Here is a 17,771-nt window from a genome sequence, read left to right as displayed (position 1 = left end):
TAAAATGGGTAATAGTAGCAGACCAAAAAGAAAAAATGGCTTTTCCCAAATGAAACTTTGGAACGTTTCGGGCAAAAACCATCGATATGTCAGCCATTCAGGTAAAATCACTTTTGACCTTTTAATACAGCTCTACGAACACTACCTGTTTCCAAGAGTAATTTTTGGGCTTCATCATAAGTCAAATCTGTAAGCTCTTGCATTACCATTTTAGTACCTCTATCTACGAGCTTTTCGTTGGAAAGCTGCATATCTACCATTCTATTGCCTTTGACCTTACCCAGTCTAATCATTACGGCCGTGCTGACCATATTTAACACTAATTTCTGGGCAGTTCCTGACTTCATTCTTGTACTGCCCGTCACATATTCGGGACCAACAACTACCTCAACAGGAAACTTAGCATTTTGAGCAACCTCTGAACCTTGATTACAAACAATGCAACCAGTAACTATGCCTTCACCATTCGCCTTTTTAAGTCCACCAATCACATAAGGAGTTCTTCCACTAGCAGCGATTCCAATTAACACATCTTTGTTAGAGATTTTGTGTTCACTTAAATCTTTCCAAGCTTGTTCTAAATCATCTTCCGCAAATTCTACCGCCTTTCTAATGGCTGAGTCACCACCAGCCATAATCCCGACTACCATTCCATGTGGTACACCATAAGTAGGCGGGCATTCAGAAGCATCTACTATTCCTAATCGACCAGAAGTGCCAGCTCCGATGTAAAACAAACGACCACCACTTTTCATTTTTTCTACTGTGACCTCTACCAATGCTTCTATTTGAGGAATTACCTTTTCTACCGAAAGAGGAACAGACTTATCCTCTTCATTTATTCCCGTTAAAATCTCCAAAACAGACTTCTGGTCAAGCCCTTGATGATTTGAGGGAGACTCTGTCGTTAATATATTCTCAGACATTATATTTCTTATTTAGAAAGCTCTGCAAAGTATTTGTAAAACAAAGGTATGGCTTCGATTCCTTTGTAGTAATTGAAAAGGCCATAGTGCTCATTCGGAGAGTGTAAGGCATCAGAGTCTAAACCAAAGCCAAATAGAATAGACTTTAGACCAAGAACCTCTTCAAAAAGTGCGACGATAGGAATACTGCCTCCACCTCGGGTAGGAACAGGCGTTTTGCCAAAAGCTTCTTCCATTGCCTTAAAGGCAGCTTGATAGCCAACAGAATCGGTTGGCGTGACATATGGCTGACCTCCGTGATGACGAGAAACCTTGACCTTGACGGTTGGAGGGGCTATAGCCTTAAAGTGAGCTTCAAAAAGGTCAGAAATTTCTTTCCAATCCTGATCGGGTACGAGTCTCATTGAGATTTTAGCATTTGCCTTTGAAGGTAAAACGGTTTTAGAGCCCTCCCCGATATAACCACTCCATATTCCATTGACATCAAGAGTAGGTCTAATAGCAGCTCTTTCACGTGTAGTGTACCCTTTTTCTCCACTAACGGCATTGACATCCAGATCATCTTTATAATCTTCTTCATTGAAAGGAGCCGCCTCAAGAGCATCTCTTTCCTCTGCAGCCAATTCAATTACTTTATCATAAAAGCCTTTAACAGTAACCTTTCCTTCAGCATCGTGCAAAGAGGCAATCATTTGTGACAAAGCATTAGCTGGGTTTGCTACAGCACCACCATATACTCCAGAATGAAGATCTCTGTTTGGTCCTACTACCTCTACTTCCATATATGCCAAGCCACGCAAACCGGTTTCTACAGATGGAATATCATTCGCGATGATAGAGGTATCGGAGATAAGAATAATATCGGCTTTTAGTTTTTCTTTATTCGCTGAAATGAATGTTTCAAGATTTTCAGAGCCTACTTCCTCTTCTCCTTCAAACATTACCTTCACATTGCATGGTAATTCTCCTGAATTGACCATCATTTCTATGGCCTTCACATGCATGTAAATCTGACCTTTATCATCACAAGCCCCTCTTGCAAAAACAGCACCGTCAGGATGAATCTTGGTCTTTTTTACGACAGGCTCAAAAGGAGGGCTATCCCATAATTCATATGGATCTGCAGGCTGAACATCATAATGACCATAAACCAATATGGTAGGGAAAGAACTGTCGACAATCTTCTCTGCATATACCACCGGCTGTCCTGCTGTTTCACAGATTTCAACAGTATTCATTCCAGCTTCAGACAGCTTAGTGCTTACCCATTTTGCTGCATTCTGCATATCAGCATCAAACTTGGGATCTGCACTAACGGAAGGTATTTTCAGAAACTCAATGAGTTCATCTAAAAATCGCTGTTTATTCTCTTCTAAGTAATTGTTCATCGATAAGTGTTTATTGAAAGCAAATCTAAGGCTTTTTGAGAGCAAAAAAGAAGTTTTGAACTCTCAGAGGATTAAGACCTATCCTAATCAGAGGCTTTTAGTCTTCAGCTGTAAGAAAATCTAAAGGTACAGAGCCTTGACTTTAGTTGTCTTTGACTCATTTTAGCCAGACAAAAATATCTTAATGATAGGAAAGTGCTTGTCAATGACTCACTTCATTTCTGGCAAATACCGCTTTTCCCCGAAAGTTAAAATCCCACCGTTACATTGCAATCAAGCCTTTAAATAGTTAGAAACTATCGTGGCATGAGCTTCGTCTTATGAAATTCGCTGTGCTACGGCTGGCTTACCAATTTAATTCTCCATTACCAAAAGCTACGAAATAAGGATTTAGAAGATCTTCCTTATTGTAGGCAAGTGGTTTAAGAGTTTCATAATGTAAAACCTTACCACCAGCTTCTTCCAGTATCATTTGAGGTGCTGCTGTATCCCACTCCATTGTAGGAGCTATTCTAGGGTAAATGTCAATTTCTCCTTCGGCAATTTTCAAAAACTTTAAAGCACTACCCATTGAGCACAATTCAGGAGAATCGAAGGCATTTATAAAGTTGCTTGTATCTTCATTCAAATGAGAAGCCGAGGCGGCAATTTTCAATCCTGATGACGACTTTTCAAATGAACGGGTTTTAATAGCAATTTTATCCCCATTTTTTAATTGCTTAAAAGCCCCCTTTCCTTTTACCGCCCAATAAATCTCTTCTTTGGCCGGTACTGCTACGTATCCTTCAATAGGAATTCCATTTTGAAGTAATGCAATATTTATACAGAAATCTGTCTTCTTTTTGATGAATTCCTTTGTCCCATCCAGAGGGTCAATACACCATAACAGATTTTTTTCAAGTCTACCTTCAATATCTTCTGTATTCTCTTCAGATAGAATCACAATTTCGGGAGTCAATTTCTCCAAAACACTAACAATACACTCATGGCTTTTTTTATCCGCTCTGGTGAGAGGCGAATTATCACCCTTAATTTCAATATCATTCTCAGGATCAAAAGAATGGTAGACATCCATGATAGCCTGGGAGGCTTTTTCTAGTATTGCAAGGATGTCTTCAGTAGTGTAGTTTTTTGTCATTTAGGAGGATATTTATTTTCAACACCGTTTAAAAGGCGTTTAATATTTTGTCTATGTGTGTACACCAAAAGCAAGAATAGAATCAAACACATCAATTGAAAAAACCTTAACTCTGGCATAGCAATTAAGCTGTAAATCAAAAAGGAGAAGGATGCTGTCAAAGAGGCTAAAGAAACGTACTTCGACAGATAAACTACCAAAGCAAAAACCGCCAAACAAATTAGGGCCGCCAAAGGTTGTAATGCCAGGATCACTCCAAATGAGGTTGCAATTCCTTTACCACCTCTAAAACCGGCAAATATTGGCAATAAATGGCCAATTACCGCTGCAAAACCGAAAATGATTAGGGTCTCTGGTTCATTGCTAAAAAACATTCGGGGAATCTGAACGGCCAATACACCCTTGATAACATCAATGATTAGAACTGCCAATCCTGCCCTTTTACCCAGAACCCTTAGAGAGTTTGTAGCTCCTGCATTTCCTGATCCATGATCTCTTATGTCTACCCCGTGAACGAACCGACCGTAAAGCACGGCTGTCGGAGTCGATCCCAGTAGGTAGGCCAGGATTAGAAAAGGAAGGAATTCGATCATACAGTTCTTTTGATTCAGGCCGCAAAAGTAAACAATTGTATGATTTTGAGAAATGCTTTTGATCACAAAATCAGATCATCCACATTTTCAGCTGATTATAACGATTATTCTGTCGACAAAAATATTCCTATTTCAATTTCACGCCTCTTTTCTTCATGGCCATATCATGAGCAGTATCGTAGTATGATCTTAGGTTTACCCAATCGAAAATATCCGAGAAGTTTTCCGTTCTATTACGTTGCATGATTCGGTCGCGACGATTCATCGTCACAAACTGATATAGTAAATCGGCTAATTGCTCTGCGGCCTCATCAAAACTCTTCTTTTTACGATTCACCACATATACCCCTACACTTTCATAGTCCTCCATGATTTGCTCCATAAAGTCACCGAAACCAGAAAGATCTGAAGTTACGGTAGGTATTCCACGAATAACACACTCCAAAGGTGTATAACCCCAAGGCTCATAGTAACTCGGGAAAATTCCCAAATGGCACCCTCTAACGAACTGACCATACTCTAATCCAAAAAGAGGATTTGTAGGAGATATGAAATCGGGGTGATACACAAACTTCACACGATCTTTCTCGTGATTCTTAAGGTTTGAGTCATCAAAAAAGCGAGTAATATCGTCTGGTCCCTTCAGAAGGTGTGTAACTGTATGGGGCAGGGTATTCACCTTCCATGATTGAATAGTTCTCCTTAACCTTAATCTCCAGTACTCATCTACCATTTCATTTAGATTTGGCATCGTATGATCTGTATTGGATGCTGAAGCATAGAAAAGGTCATCGCCCAACTGTTTGTGAATAGCATCACAGGTTTGACGAATCTCCTCCATTACAGCTCTGGATTGTAAAACTTCCGGATTTATAGACTTAATTGGGTTCCTGGTAATGATAAACATAACCACGTTGGTGTCTACATTATTTTTAACCAGTTTAAAATTCAGCCTTTTTAGAGCTTCCAAGGTTAAATCATAGCCTTTGTTTTTAAACTCATATCTTCCAGATGTAAAGAAGTACAGGGTATTATCCAGATCCCAGCTGTAGCTTTGAAAGAAGTGACCCATCACAAACTGATTGATCTTCTCCTTATACTTCACATGCAAGTTTTGGAACTCATGAGTTGCGGCGAAACGCGTAATATTTAAGCCATTCGGCAAAATTAAATCGCACTCTCTTTCAAAAAATACTTCACACTCCTTCGCTGTAACATCACTAACCGTTGTCAATACGTGGCAAGCTTGAGCAGCGTGATACTCTATTCCGGCCTGAGCTTCAATCCCGTAATTTTTTGCTTCATCTCTCCAGTTATAGCCTGGCAAGTGTTCATAAAAATCTTCGACATTACCTGCGATATACCTTCCAAGCATAGTAGCATGAGTGGTAAATACAGTGGCAATGGGCTTATTCTCTTTTCTAAGATTAATTAGCGGAATGGCAGACATCCATTCATGAAAATGAGCCGTAATCGATAATTTTTTAGAGTAGTTATCCGCAAAAGTTGTCAAATACTTTTCAATCATATGACTGAATGCAATCACATTATTGACCAAAGGTTCTGCATTAATGGTACTGATTTGATGCTTTTCCCAAAGATCAAACTTCAGGGCATCCACATTAGCGAGTACCTTCTCAAAATTGAGGAGAATGATTCTTGGTCTGCCTGTGACTAACCAGCGACCATAATGTACGTCTAGACCCTCTTTTTTTAGTTGATGTGCTACCTTACAAAACTCCGAATCATCTTCTATCTCATCGAATTCGATACCAGCTGTTTGTGTGAAATAAGGCCCGATTAAACAGAAATCATCTCCCCATTTCTCTACCATCGCAGGTACTTTTGACCTAATCACGGTGTAGATACCACCTACCTGATTACAGACCTCCCAGGCCAATTCAAAAAGTATTTCCCGATTTTGAGCTCGTGGCTCAATCTTAATCGTTTCGTTAGATGATTTCATGTAGTCAATGTTTTCAGGAACTTAGTCAAATAGGTCTCCGGTTCGGTGTTTGGGAACAATATTCAAGTGTTTGTAGGCCTTCTCTGTGGCCTCTCTACCTCGGCTTGTTCTCTTTAAGAAGCCCTCCTGAATCAGAAATGGCTCATAAACTTCTTCAATAGTTTCCGCCTCATCTCCGCAAGCTGTAGCAATAGTACTTATACCTACAGGTCCTCCCTTAAATTTATCAATTATCGTGAATAAAATACGATTATCCATTTCATCAAGACCATGTTCGTCCACATCTAAAGCTTCCAGAGCCATCTTTGCGATATCTAGGGTCACTTTTCCGCCACCTTTCACCTGTGCAAAATCGCGGGTTCTCCGTAAGAGATTATTGGCAATTCTGGGTGTTCCTCTACTTCTTCTTGCAATCTCATAGGCTCCTTCCTGAGTAATAGGGGTCTTTAAAATGTAAGATGATCTCTCAACAATTGTACTCAATAATTCGGCATCATAATACTCCAAGCGTGCGTTTATTCCAAACCTGGCACGTAAAGGAGCCGTTAAAAGCCCGGCTCTGGTGGTAGCACCCACCAATGTGAAAGGATTCAATGAGATCTGTACGCTTCTGGCATTGGGGCCACTGTCAAGCATAATGTCAATCTTATAATCCTCCATCGCAGAATAAAGATATTCTTCTACAATAGGGTTTAGACGATGAATTTCATCGATGAATAAGACATCATTTTCTTCAAGATTTGTCAACAAGCCAGCCAAGTCACTTGGCTTATCCATGACGGGTCCCGAAGTAATTTTTATGCCCGAATTTAACTCATTAGCTATGATGTAGGATAATGTGGTTTTTCCTAAACCCGGGGGGCCATGTAAAAGGACATGATCCAGAGCTTCTTCCCGTTGCTTAGCTGCCTGCACAAAGATTTTGAGATTTTCCAATACCTTTGCCTGACCTGTAAAATCATCAAAAGACGTAGGCCTCAGTGCCCTTTCAATATCTTTTTCTATGGGGCTTAAGTTTTCGGAGTCTGCATTCAAATAATCTTCTCTCATGTGAGGTCAGGTATCGAGTATAATGCTCAAAAATACAAATTGCTTGTAGAGCACCTAGTATAGACCCTTATTTAATTCTATTATCGGAGTACCCAAACTGAGCCCACCACCTTTTGCCTTCCCCAGTCCGGAAAGTCTGTAGCATCATACGTAAGAACATAAGGATAGACACCTGTGGGCACAGGTATGCCTTTCAGCGTTCCGTTCCAAAGGACATCTAAATCATTCGTTTCATAGATCAACTCACCCCACCTGGTGTAAATTTTAAGGTTAGGGTTGTCCGTAAATTTATAGTAGAAGGCAAAGTTCTGATTGCTGGCGTCACCATTAGGACTAAAAGCCGTTGGAAACTCTACTTCTGGCAAGCAACCTTCCAAAACCTCAAACTCCTCTTCAGAAATACATTCATAGTTATTGGTTACTTCCAATATATAATTGTCCGGAATTTTAAGCTCCTGAAGGGTATCTCTTGTTCCTACCGAAAGCGGGTTTCCGGTTGAAGTTTGCCATAAGTACTCAAAAGTATCACCACCTGTGACATCAGGGTCAACGATTACAGGATCTACCGGGGTGCTTCTCAGGCAAACGTATAATGAATCCCCTATGAATATTTCCGGTGCCGGCTTTATGTAGACTGAATCCTCCAATACCAGTTGGGTACATTCCGACTCCGTCAAATTTATGATTTGATTAAGAATTTGATTGTTTACAAATCCCTTAATCGGAGAGGTATTATAAACCGTAATTGTTGCCTTAAATTTGTTCCAACCCACTTTAGGGAAGGTATAGTTAACATTGGTTCCTTTTAGTGTGGTACCATCTTCAAACTCCCACTCTACTTCATTTCTAAGCGGATCACAAATGCCTTGTGTCTCAAGGTTGGTAGTAGACCTGAAACAGTTTCCAAAATAGGTAGCAGATACACCGCTGCCTCCTTGTTCCTGAGCTGCATAAGTTATTGTTGGCAAACCCAAACCACTAATGCCGTTAAGTTCTACACCATCATCAGGCTCAATAAAACCAACGGCTGCAGCATTTCCCTGAAAGTCAGGCTCTTGAATGTATGCTATTTTATCTGAGCCCAATACAGCCATATAAATCTGTTTTCCCGAAGGACCATTTGGATCATACGGGCCTAATTGTAGAGCTCCAAATTGTTCGGTGCTGGAGCTGTAGATCACTGAAATCTCATTGGTTATCAAAGTAGGGTCCAGAAGGAAAATCGGTATCTGGATCAATGAAGACTCTTCAATCCCAGCAGGATCATTTAAAGTGGCGTAAAGAAAGCGACCATCTTCATTAAATGATAAACCATAAACTGTTGGAGGTGCTGCAATACCAAGATTTATCTGAGAGGCCAGTATAACCTGCCCGGTAGATTCATCAATTGTGAAAATCTCAATAAAGTTTTGTCCGCCAATGATAACTGAATGGGCTATCATTTGCTGATCAGCACTGAAAACCATGTATCCATCAGAATATGAATTTTCATCTAAAGGAAAACCGACACTACTTGGTGTTAGGCTCAGGCCTGAGGAGTCTACTCTATATATCCCAAATTGATTTCCTCTTTCTGCATGTGTCACTATCTCAAACCCGAGGCCATCGTCTACAGATCTAACGGCTAACTTGTCTGAAACATCATAGGCTACGGGCACATTACGTTCCACTATCATCCCTTCACCATCATTATATCTTAGGTCAATTACTGAATAACTTAGTAATCCAGTATTGAGATCTTTTGTAAATACATAATATTGATGATGTGGGCATTCATTACAGTTATTTTTTGGAATGATGGCTACCCCTTGTGAGGCTGTATTGTTCCCTGCTAGCGTTCCTACTCCGTTAGAATCCAGAATGGCTACATCTTCCCCATTGAACACATTAACTCCATCGGTATAGAATGCAAGACCTCCGGAAGGGCCATAGACCATAGCAGTAGCAGTTTCGCTATTTAGTGGATTAGATCCTCCCGAAACCGGAGTATATGTGATGGTATCTTGTTCCGCTTCTCCAAAAATAGAACCCGTCTCTGCCAGCGAGTCTCTCTCCGCCAATGTGGCTTCGAATTCAAATTCTAAAGTCGCCCCATTTCCAAAATACCATGATTCATTTCCGCCTCCTCCTGAAGTTTCCTGATAACAGAATGTAACGTTGATTCTCGCTGTTCTTGAACAACCCGTATTCTTATCAAACACCTCTACCATATAACACCCAGAACTATCAACGTCTATCGTTTTTGTCGTGTCTCCACCAGGATACCAGAGGTAATCATAGGAGTTCAATGTCGGGTTTTCTAATGGTGCATATGGGTTCAGGGTCAATGACCCTCCGGCACAAACCGTAGTATCAGCAGTTGGCTTACCATTGAAAAGAGGCTTTTGCGGCATTGAACCAACTTCGATTTGTTTTGTAACAGTAGTTACACCACTAGGGCTAAATTTAGTTAGAGAAACGGAGTAAAGTCCAGGTGATTGATAAACATGAGAAGCATTTCTTCCTCCCACCACCGGACTTAAATCGCCAAAATTCCATTGAGAGATTGTTGTAGAAGAATCAGTATCGAAAAAATAAGTGGGAACGGGACACCCAGTAATTTCCCCTGTATTAGGGTCAACCTCAAAGTCTAATACACAAGCTTTACCTGAATAAAACTGGGCATAACCTTTTAATCCTACTCCAGAGATTATCCATAGCAGGCCTAGCAAAACATATTTTGATAGGGTTTTGGCCATTTTCAAGTAAAAAGTGAATGCAAAAACCGATCCATCGGTTGAATTCAATTACGTTTGAAATGAAATAAATGTGTTAAAGCAAAACGATATTTTTGTTAAAATATTCCAATAATTGACCTGAAAATCAATGTCTCTATTAATTAAACCATCATCAATTGAAGAATGTTACCGTATTGCTCAATTAATCCCTGAGTTTTCAGACGGGCAGTATTCACTTGAAGAGTATCACAGGCGAGTCGAAGCAAAACAGCATATCGCTTTAATTGCTGAGATGGATGGTGAACCAGCTGGTTTTAAGATTGGATACGATAGTGAAGAGCCGGGTACATTTTATAGCTGGATGGGAGGTGTTATTCCTAAGTTTCGTAAAGAAGGCGTGGCCAGAAAACTTGCCAAGGAACAAGAGAAAATTGCACAAGAAAATGGATATCTGAAGATTCGCTTCAAGACCAGGAATTATCTAAAACCTATGCTCATTTTTGCTCTGAAAAATGGCTTTCATATTATGCAGGTAGAATCACGGCAAGATATTTCAGAGAACAGAATTATCTTGGAAAAAGAGTTATAAAGCCATTCTTTCAAATTGCTTATTTTTGCAGAAAAATCAACGAAATACGAATGATATACCCCATAGTGGCATACGGTGATCCTGTTTTAAGAAAAGAATGCCGAGATATTGAAAAAGGAGAATTAGACATAAAACAACTAGCTGATGACATGTTTGAGACCATGTATGCAGCTAGCGGCGTAGGTCTTGCGGCTCCGCAAATAGGCAAAGACATCCGTATTTTTGTGGTAGATGGTCAACAGATCAATGATAACCGTGAAGAAGGTGAACCTTCTAATCCGCACCTGGAGGGTTTCAAAAAAGTCTTTATCAATGCCGAAATTCTGGAAGAAGACGGAGACGACTGGGCTTACGAAGAAGGATGTTTAAGTATTCCTGATGTGAGAGCTGATGTTTATAGACCAGAAAAACTTACGATTCGCTATTTTGATACCGATTGGAATGAGCACACCGAAGTTTATGAGGATATAGCTGCACGAATTATTCAGCATGAATATGATCATATAGATGGGATTCTTTTCACAGATCTGGTAAGCCCGTTGAAAAAACAGATGTTGAAAAAGAAATTGACAAATATCTCCAAAGGTAAAATCAACGCTGATTACAAAATGCGTTTCTACAAAAAATAGAATTATGAGCACTACTCTTTCCGTTGTTTTGGTTCAACCTGACATCTATTGGGAAAACCCGGATGCCAACCGTGCCGAACTAGAGGAAATGATTAGTGAAATACAAGAACCGGTGGATCTTATCGTATTGCCAGAGACTTTCAGTACTGGCTTTACTTCAAGAGCAAAAGTATTTGCAGAGCCACAGAATCTTCATACGCACAAGTGGATGAAACAAATAGCTGCTGATAAGAAAGCAGCTGTTTGTGGTTCAATTCTAATTAAAGAAGGTTCAAAAGTCTACAACAGGTTTTTGTTTGTAGAGCCAGATGGCACAACTTCACCTTATAACAAAAGACACCTCTTTAGTATTGGAACTGAAGGAGAGCAGTTTACAGCTGGTCAGGAAATAGTAACTATTAATTGGAGGGGCTGGAGAATAAGACCTTTTGTATGTTATGATCTTCGTTTTCCGGTTTGGGCCAGAAATTCACCAGTCCACTATGATTTGGCCATTTATGTGGCCAATTGGCCAAAAGTCAGAATGAATGTCTTTAATACTTTACTCACTGCCAGAGCTATTGAAAATCAAGCTTATACCATAGGAGTAAACCGAGTAGGTGAAGATGAAAATGGTATTACCTACAACGGAATGTCCAAGGGAATTGACCCAAAGGGCGAAATAATTTCTGAATTAGAAGACAACCCAGGCCTGCTCCAAATGCATCTGTCTAAAACAGAGCTGGAAGAGTTTCGCAAAAAATTTCCGGTTAGTTTAGATGCCGATGATTTTGAGCTTCGTCTGTAAATCTAAACTCTACCATAAACGAAGCTTAAAGGCTGTATTTTAATATTAAATTAGGAAAATCTATTACGACCTATATTTTTGTAGGCTGTAAGATTTAACCCTATCCTTTAGTAGCCTCTGAAAATAATTAAACTTGAGCCTGAAACTTAAAATAGTCTTTACGTTCAGCATTCTATTTTGCTGGATCAAATCCTCTGCCCAACATCTTGATATTGAGGTTATTCAACAAGGTGAAGACTATGCAGACTCCTCATTTTATGATATTCTGGAAGTCAATGACGAATTATGGATAGGCGGTAAATACGGAATCCTGAAAAAATATAGAAAAGACGGCAGCCTGGAGAACATAGACTATCCCAGTGAAAATCTTGATATCTACAAAATGGATATGCTCGATGAAAACCGGGTTATTGCAAGTGCAGACAAAGGCACCATTCTTATTCATGACTTAAAGAAAAATGAATGGGAATCCAGACAAATAGAAGGTTACGAAAACTCCTGTTTCTATAATCTCGCCGTGCTTTCGCCGGAGAAAATCTATGTGAGTGGAGGAAATTCTAAAATAGCCCACTCAAAAAAGACTGTCCCTGAGGGGTTCATTCTGGAGTCTACCGATGGCGGCATTACTTGGAAAGAAGTTTACTCCAACCCTTTCAAGATGGTGTGGTGTGTCAAGAAAAATGAATTTGATGGTCAATTGTATGCTCTCATGTACACCATCAATAAAACTCATCTCTTTAAGTTTGAGAATGATAAATGGAATAAAGTGGAAAAGGTAGGAAACAGCATTTTCCACGAGGTGCAATTCTTAAATAACAAAGACTACATAGCCACAGGTGGATGGATTGGTAAAAAAGGTAGATTACACCTCAATGACCGTGAAGTCGTAATTAATCATTCGGGGCTTATTTGGGGAAGAACTGCCAATCAAAAATATGAGCTTTATCCGGCATGTAACGGGCAAATAGTACTCGGAGATAAAAAAGGCAACTATCAACTTTTCGGCAAAAAGCTGAACAAAGATTTCAGCATCTACGAAACCATCTTTACCTCAGAAAATACGGCTATTGCTATTGGGTCTGCCAGAACCCTCTTAAAGCTGACTATCAAAGAGGGCTAAGTATTTTTGAATAGATTGAGCGACCAACGCAGTAGTATAAGCGTCAGACTTAAAGTAAAGTACGTTCCTGACTACAGTTCCTCCTGAGAAAAACACTCCACCTTCCCAACTCGTTTTATCATCATCCTCTCGCTGATGACTCACAAGGAAATTTAATGCCGCTTCTATCGTCTGATCCGGAACATCAAGACCTAGTTTTTTGAAATTTAAAAGAGCCTGCAAGGCATAGACTGTGCTTTGAAGAATGTCTTTTTTGTTGACCTTCCTTCGGCTACTGTAGGATCCATCTTCGTTTTGCGAAGCAATTAAGTGGTCCAAGACCTCGAGTGATTCATTCTTTAGCTCCTTTTGAAGATATGGTAGGGTTTTGGAGAAGGTATAATGTATATAATACCTATTTGGATAGTAGATTCCTGCCCTGCTCCACCGTTCCTTTTTTACCACATGTTTCAATACTCTAACTACTCCATCTTTACCAGCTGCAGACTCGATTTGACCCGTTTTGGCGAGATAGTAGAGTACATTACAATTTACTACAGCATCAATATCGTTTGAACCCCAAGGTACATAAGGGGTGTAAGGATGAGGGAAACAACTGCTTCCTGGTAAGAAAAAGACAAGATTATGAGCCACCTGCCACGGGAAATTCCAATGCTTAAAATATACCTCGGGTGCCAGCCAGGTCATGTAGGCACCACTTTCTTTTGGCAGTTTATGAATGAAATTGAACCAGTGATAATTATTTCGGTTTCTGTCTATATATAAATCGAACGTTTTTTGCGAAGCTATTTGCCTTTTTTCATCGAAAATCAAATTATGATAATAGAGAGCCAGATTTCCGGTTGAAGTGTCATCTGCATCATTCGCAATGTCAGCGGCATTATTAATAAATCGGGTTTTGAGCTGAAAGTTGGTAGGTCTATGTGCCAGATAGTCTTCAGGATGAGGGCCTTTGCGGCTTAAAGGGATATTGGGCTCTAATTTCTTCCAAAAGTTAAATTCAAGACTATCTTGATAACTAATTAATTCGAGAGTTGCTTTACTAAGCATTGATCTGATACTTATAAGAGAAGTATCAGCCAAATACATTTCAGCCAATAAGTTATAAATATTAGCCTGTGTAAAACAATTGGAATCTCTATAAGGATATGCTTTCCCTAAATACAAGAATCCATTCTTCAGGCCCATTGTAGAGGGCCATTCACCCTCAAAAATGCTATCATTGACCGTTTTTTTGACTTGAACTTCTTCCAGGTATCTTAAAGAAGACTCCAAAACTTGCTGTAGTTGGCTTTTATTTAGCTGTGCATAAGCCGAATTCACAACAAAGGTGAAAATAGCTATGTAGAAAAACCTAAGCATTTATGCTATGTAACTGGTCGGCTATTTTTCTGTCGTTAGATAGTCGAGGAACTTTATTCTGACCTCCAAGCTTTCCGATAGATCTCATGTAGTCAATAAAAGAATCTTGTTTCAATTCTTTGATAACTAATGGCTTTAGAATGCTGCCTGTAATCAAGTCTTTGTAGTAGACGTTTAGTTTTACTAAATGATCATCAAGGTCTTTGGCAAAAGCCTGCATATCATTCGGTTTTTGAGCAAATTCAATGAGCCACTCATGATAAGGCAAGCCTTCAGATGGTGTTACCATTGGTGCTACGGTAAATTCAATGACTTCCACTTCGGGATGTCTTTCACAAGCAAATTTCATTGCTTTTTCCACCTCCTCCCCTATCACGTGTTCACCGAAAGCTGAAATGAAGTGCTTTATTCTACCTGAAACTATGACACGATATGGATCTAAAGAGACAAATTTGACCGTATCTCCAATTGAATACCCCCACAGACCCGCATTACTATTGATCACCAAGGCATAGTTTTTATTCAATTCTACCTCTTCAATACTTAACCTACTCGGATTTTCGTCAAAGTATTCTTCTGCTGGAATAAACTCATAGAAAATACCTTCATTAAGAAGCAATAAAAGTCCTTCAGATTCAAATTTGTCCTGATAGGCAATGAAACCTTCCGAGGCCGGATAAAGCTCAATAGAGTTAACTTTTTTGCCAATAGATTCGAATAATTTCGCACGATAGGGTTCAAAATTTACCCCTCCATAAACGAACAAGTCAAAGTCAGGAAAAACGTCTTTGATCTTCTTACCTGTTCTCTCCTGAATCCTGTCAAAATACATCTGCACCCAAGGCGGAATACCAGAAATCAGGCTCATGGACTGGTCAATGGTTTCATCAATTATTTTTTCCAGTTTCTCTTCCCAATCATCTATACAGTTGGTCTCATAACTTGGCAATTGATTGGTTTTCAGATAGCCAGGAACATGATGATTTGATATTCCCGAGAGTCTACCGGTATGAATGCCGGCTTGTTTTGTCATTACCGGACTACCGGATAAAAAGATAAGTTTATGATCCAGAAACTGAGAATTGCCCGTTTCATGAATATAGTTCAGAAGGGCATTCTTGGCAGAGCCAATATGATTACCAATAGAGTCCTTAGTAATTGGGATGTATTTTACCCCTGAAGTAGTACCTGAAGTTTTTGCAAAATAGAGTGGTTTACCTTTCCACAAAACATCTGTTTTCCCATCAAGTATTTGCTCCACATAAGGCTTAATTCCTTCGTAATCTTTGACTGGGACAGCCTGTTTGAAATCTTCGTAAGTATTCACATTCTTGAAAAAATGATCCTTACCAAATTGTGTATGGGCCGCATTCTTGATCAATGTATCCCGGCATTCATGCTGCACTTTAACGGCATTAGCCATCCATTTCTTTTGCTGTGCAACTGTATATGCCGCTAAAGGCTTACTTAATAAAGACTTGACTCCCATATGATCATTTAATCTGGCACAAACTTAATCTGCTAATTTTCAATAGACAATCTAATCGAATGCTAAATTCTTGGGATCATTGTTTTCTAAGATGACATTTTAAACACAAAAAAGCCCTGTAATTCAACATTACAGGGCTTTCTATTTATGATAAGATTCTTTAAGCCGCTTCTAAAACAGCTTCTGCTAATACCAGTATTTTGTTATTCGCAACCTCAATAACTCCGCCATCCACCAAAATGGTTTCTGCTTTGTCATTTTGTATGTAAGTAAGATTACCTTTTGCCAAAGTACTTACCAAAGGAGCGTGATCTTTTAATACCTGAAATTCACCGTTTTTGCCAGGAAGAGTCACTACTGAAACCTCTCCTTTAAAAACTTTTTTGTCAGGTGTTATAATTTCAAGAATCATAAATCTTATTATTTCAGACTATCTATACAAGGCTAAGAAAAATCTTGATCCTTACATCTTTGTCTTGTGTCTTTCTATCTTATTTATTCGCTTCAGCAAGAAGTTTTTCACCTTTAGCTACTGCATCTTCAATGGTACCTACAAGGTTAAATGCTGCTTCAGGAAGGTGATCATACTTACCATCCATGATCTCGTTGAAACCTTTGATGGTGTCATTGATATCTACCAATACTCCTTTCAAGCCAGTAAACTGCTCAGCCACAAAGAATGGTTGAGAAAGGAAACGCTGAACACGACGAGCACGTGATACTACCAATTTATCTTCATCAGAAAGTTCTTCCATACCCAGGATGGCAATGATATCCTGAAGTTCTTTATATCTCTGAAGAATGTTTTTTACACGCTGAGCAGTGTCATAATGAGCATTGCCCAATGCTTCAGCTGAAAGAATTCTTGAAGAAGAATCAAGTGGATCTACCGCAGGATAAATACCAAGCTCAGCAATCTTACGAGAAAGTACCGTGGTGGCATCCAAGTGAGCAAACGTCGTAGCCGGAGCCGGGTCAGTCAAGTCATCAGCAGGTACATATACGGCCTGCACTGAAGTAATCGAACCGTTTTTAGTTGAAGCGATACGCTCCTGCATAGCACCCATCTCTGTAGCAAGAGTTGGCTGGTAACCTACCGCAGATGGCATACGACCAAGAAGGGCAGATACCTCAGAACCCGCCTGTGTGAAACGGAAGATGTTATCAATAAAGAATAGGATATCACGTCCTTTCCCTTCACCATCTCCATCACGGAAATGCTCAGCTACTGTAAGACCAGAAAGGGCCACACGAGCACGAGCTCCCGGAGGCTCATTCATCTGACCGAAAATAAAGGTCGCCTGTGAATCTTTCAATGCGTTTTTATCTACTTTAGAAAGGTCCCAACCGCCTTCTTCCATAGACTCTTTGAACTCATCACCGTATTTTACAATACCTGATTCGATCATCTCACGAAGTAGGTCATTACCCTCACGAGTACGCTCACCTACACCAGCAAATACTGATAAACCTTCGTAAGCTTTTGCAATATTGTTGATTAGCTCCTGAATAAGTACTGTCTTACCAACACCAGCACCACCAAATAAACCAATCTTACCACCTTTTACATATGGTGCAATAAGGTCAATTACTTTGATACCTGTGTAAAGTACTTCAGTTGCTGTAGCTAGTTCCTCAAATTTAGGAGCCGCTCTGTGAATAGACATCCCTTTGGTTTCAACTTCACCAAGACCATCAATGGCCTCACCTACTACATTGAAAAGTCTACCTTTAATTTCTTCACCTGTTGGCATTGTGATTGGTGAACCCAGGTGGGTAACCTCCATACCACGTTGAAGACCATCAGTAGAGTCCATTGCGATGGCTCTTACTCTATCTTCACCTAGGTGCTGCTGTGTTTCAAGAACCACTTTTTGTCCATTTGGTTTTACCACAGAAAGGGCATCCAAAATAGCTGGAATTTGTGAGCCTTCTCCTTCAAAGCTAACGTCCACTACCGGCCCAATTACCTGAGAAATTTTACCAATGTTTGCCATTTATTATAAATTTAAGCTTG

Annotated in this window: 15 protein-coding genes; 4 read left to right on the top strand and 11 right to left on the bottom strand. The window is 39.7% G+C overall.

Annotation, left to right across the window (positions count from 1 at the left end):
* Positions 1-107 precede the first annotated feature (107 nt).
* The 7 genes from murQ to ACUXV0_RS12860 form a co-directional block, all read right to left on the bottom strand.
* Entirely contained in the window at positions 108-926 is an 819-nt protein-coding gene (murQ, locus tag ACUXV0_RS12890) for an N-acetylmuramic acid 6-phosphate etherase (RefSeq protein WP_446189973.1), read from the bottom strand.
* A gap of 8 nt (positions 927-934) precedes the next feature.
* Positions 935-2,314 (bottom strand): dipeptidase, encoded by a 1,380-nt coding sequence (locus tag ACUXV0_RS12885; RefSeq protein WP_446189972.1) that lies wholly within the window; start codon positions 2,312-2,314, stop codon positions 935-937.
* Positions 2,315-2,660: 346 nt separating this feature from the next.
* On the bottom strand, positions 2,661-3,452 hold the full coding sequence (cysQ, locus tag ACUXV0_RS12880; protein WP_446189971.1) for a 3'(2'),5'-bisphosphate nucleotidase CysQ: 792 nt from the start codon (positions 3,450-3,452) through the stop codon (positions 2,661-2,663).
* Complete coding sequence (gene plsY, locus ACUXV0_RS12875; RefSeq protein WP_446189970.1) at positions 3,449-4,045, bottom strand: glycerol-3-phosphate 1-O-acyltransferase PlsY; 597 nt, start codon at positions 4,043-4,045, stop codon at positions 3,449-3,451. Before plsY ends, cysQ begins: the two co-directional genes overlap by 4 nt.
* 127 nt (positions 4,046-4,172) lie before the next feature.
* The gene (locus tag ACUXV0_RS12870) at positions 4,173-6,011 is read right to left on the bottom strand and encodes a glycogen synthase (protein ID WP_446189969.1); all 1,839 of its coding nucleotides are present in this window, start codon (positions 6,009-6,011) and stop codon (positions 4,173-4,175) included.
* A 21-nt stretch (positions 6,012-6,032) separates the two neighbouring features.
* On the bottom strand, positions 6,033-7,061 hold the full coding sequence (gene ruvB / locus ACUXV0_RS12865) for a Holliday junction branch migration DNA helicase RuvB (protein WP_446189968.1): 1,029 nt from the start codon (positions 7,059-7,061) through the stop codon (positions 6,033-6,035).
* A gap of 80 nt (positions 7,062-7,141) precedes the next feature.
* A complete protein-coding gene (locus ACUXV0_RS12860; protein WP_446189967.1) occupies positions 7,142-9,799 on the bottom strand; it encodes a PKD domain-containing protein in 2,658 nt (885 codons plus the stop codon).
* Positions 9,800-9,926: 127 nt separating this feature from the next.
* Here ACUXV0_RS12860 and ACUXV0_RS12855 point away from each other — a divergent pair, with 127 nt between their 5' ends.
* The 4 genes from ACUXV0_RS12855 (at position 9,927) to ACUXV0_RS12840 (ending at position 12,903) form a co-directional block, all read left to right on the top strand.
* Positions 9,927-10,367, top strand: coding sequence for a GNAT family N-acetyltransferase (locus tag ACUXV0_RS12855; protein ID WP_446189966.1), 441 nt, complete (start codon positions 9,927-9,929; stop codon positions 10,365-10,367).
* 50 nt (positions 10,368-10,417) lie between these two features.
* Positions 10,418-10,996, top strand: a complete 579-nt coding sequence (gene def, locus ACUXV0_RS12850) for a peptide deformylase (RefSeq protein ID WP_446189965.1) — start codon at positions 10,418-10,420, stop codon at positions 10,994-10,996.
* A gap of 4 nt (positions 10,997-11,000) precedes the next feature.
* Positions 11,001-11,783 (top strand): amidohydrolase, encoded by a 783-nt coding sequence (locus tag ACUXV0_RS12845; protein ID WP_446189964.1) that lies wholly within the window; start codon positions 11,001-11,003, stop codon positions 11,781-11,783.
* A 133-nt stretch (positions 11,784-11,916) separates the two neighbouring features.
* Positions 11,917-12,903 (top strand): WD40/YVTN/BNR-like repeat-containing protein, encoded by a 987-nt coding sequence (locus ACUXV0_RS12840; RefSeq protein WP_446189963.1) that lies wholly within the window; start codon positions 11,917-11,919, stop codon positions 12,901-12,903.
* On the opposite strand, the gene ACUXV0_RS12835 is transcribed toward ACUXV0_RS12840, so the two are convergent.
* The 4 genes from ACUXV0_RS12835 to atpD all read right to left on the bottom strand — a co-directional run bounded on the left by ACUXV0_RS12835 (position 12,877) and on the right by atpD (position 17,751).
* Complete coding sequence (locus ACUXV0_RS12835) at positions 12,877-14,265, bottom strand: hypothetical protein (protein ID WP_446189962.1); 1,389 nt, start codon at positions 14,263-14,265, stop codon at positions 12,877-12,879. The genes ACUXV0_RS12840 and ACUXV0_RS12835 overlap by 27 nt on opposite strands.
* Positions 14,258-15,754 (bottom strand): GH3 auxin-responsive promoter family protein, encoded by a 1,497-nt coding sequence (locus ACUXV0_RS12830; protein WP_446189961.1) that lies wholly within the window; start codon positions 15,752-15,754, stop codon positions 14,258-14,260. The genes ACUXV0_RS12835 and ACUXV0_RS12830 overlap by 8 nt, the downstream gene beginning before the upstream one ends.
* 160 nt (positions 15,755-15,914) lie before the next feature.
* Positions 15,915-16,166, bottom strand: a complete 252-nt coding sequence (atpC, locus tag ACUXV0_RS12825; RefSeq protein ID WP_446189960.1) for an ATP synthase F1 subunit epsilon — start codon at positions 16,164-16,166, stop codon at positions 15,915-15,917.
* A gap of 79 nt (positions 16,167-16,245) precedes the next feature.
* On the bottom strand, positions 16,246-17,751 hold the full coding sequence (gene atpD, locus ACUXV0_RS12820) for a F0F1 ATP synthase subunit beta (protein WP_446189959.1): 1,506 nt from the start codon (positions 17,749-17,751) through the stop codon (positions 16,246-16,248).
* Between the last annotated feature and the right edge of the window lie 20 nt (positions 17,752-17,771).

It is taken from the genome of Jiulongibacter sp. NS-SX5 (assembly GCF_052828545.1).
Note: the sequence above shows the minus strand (reverse complement) of the source record. Positions and strands in the feature narration are given on the sequence as shown.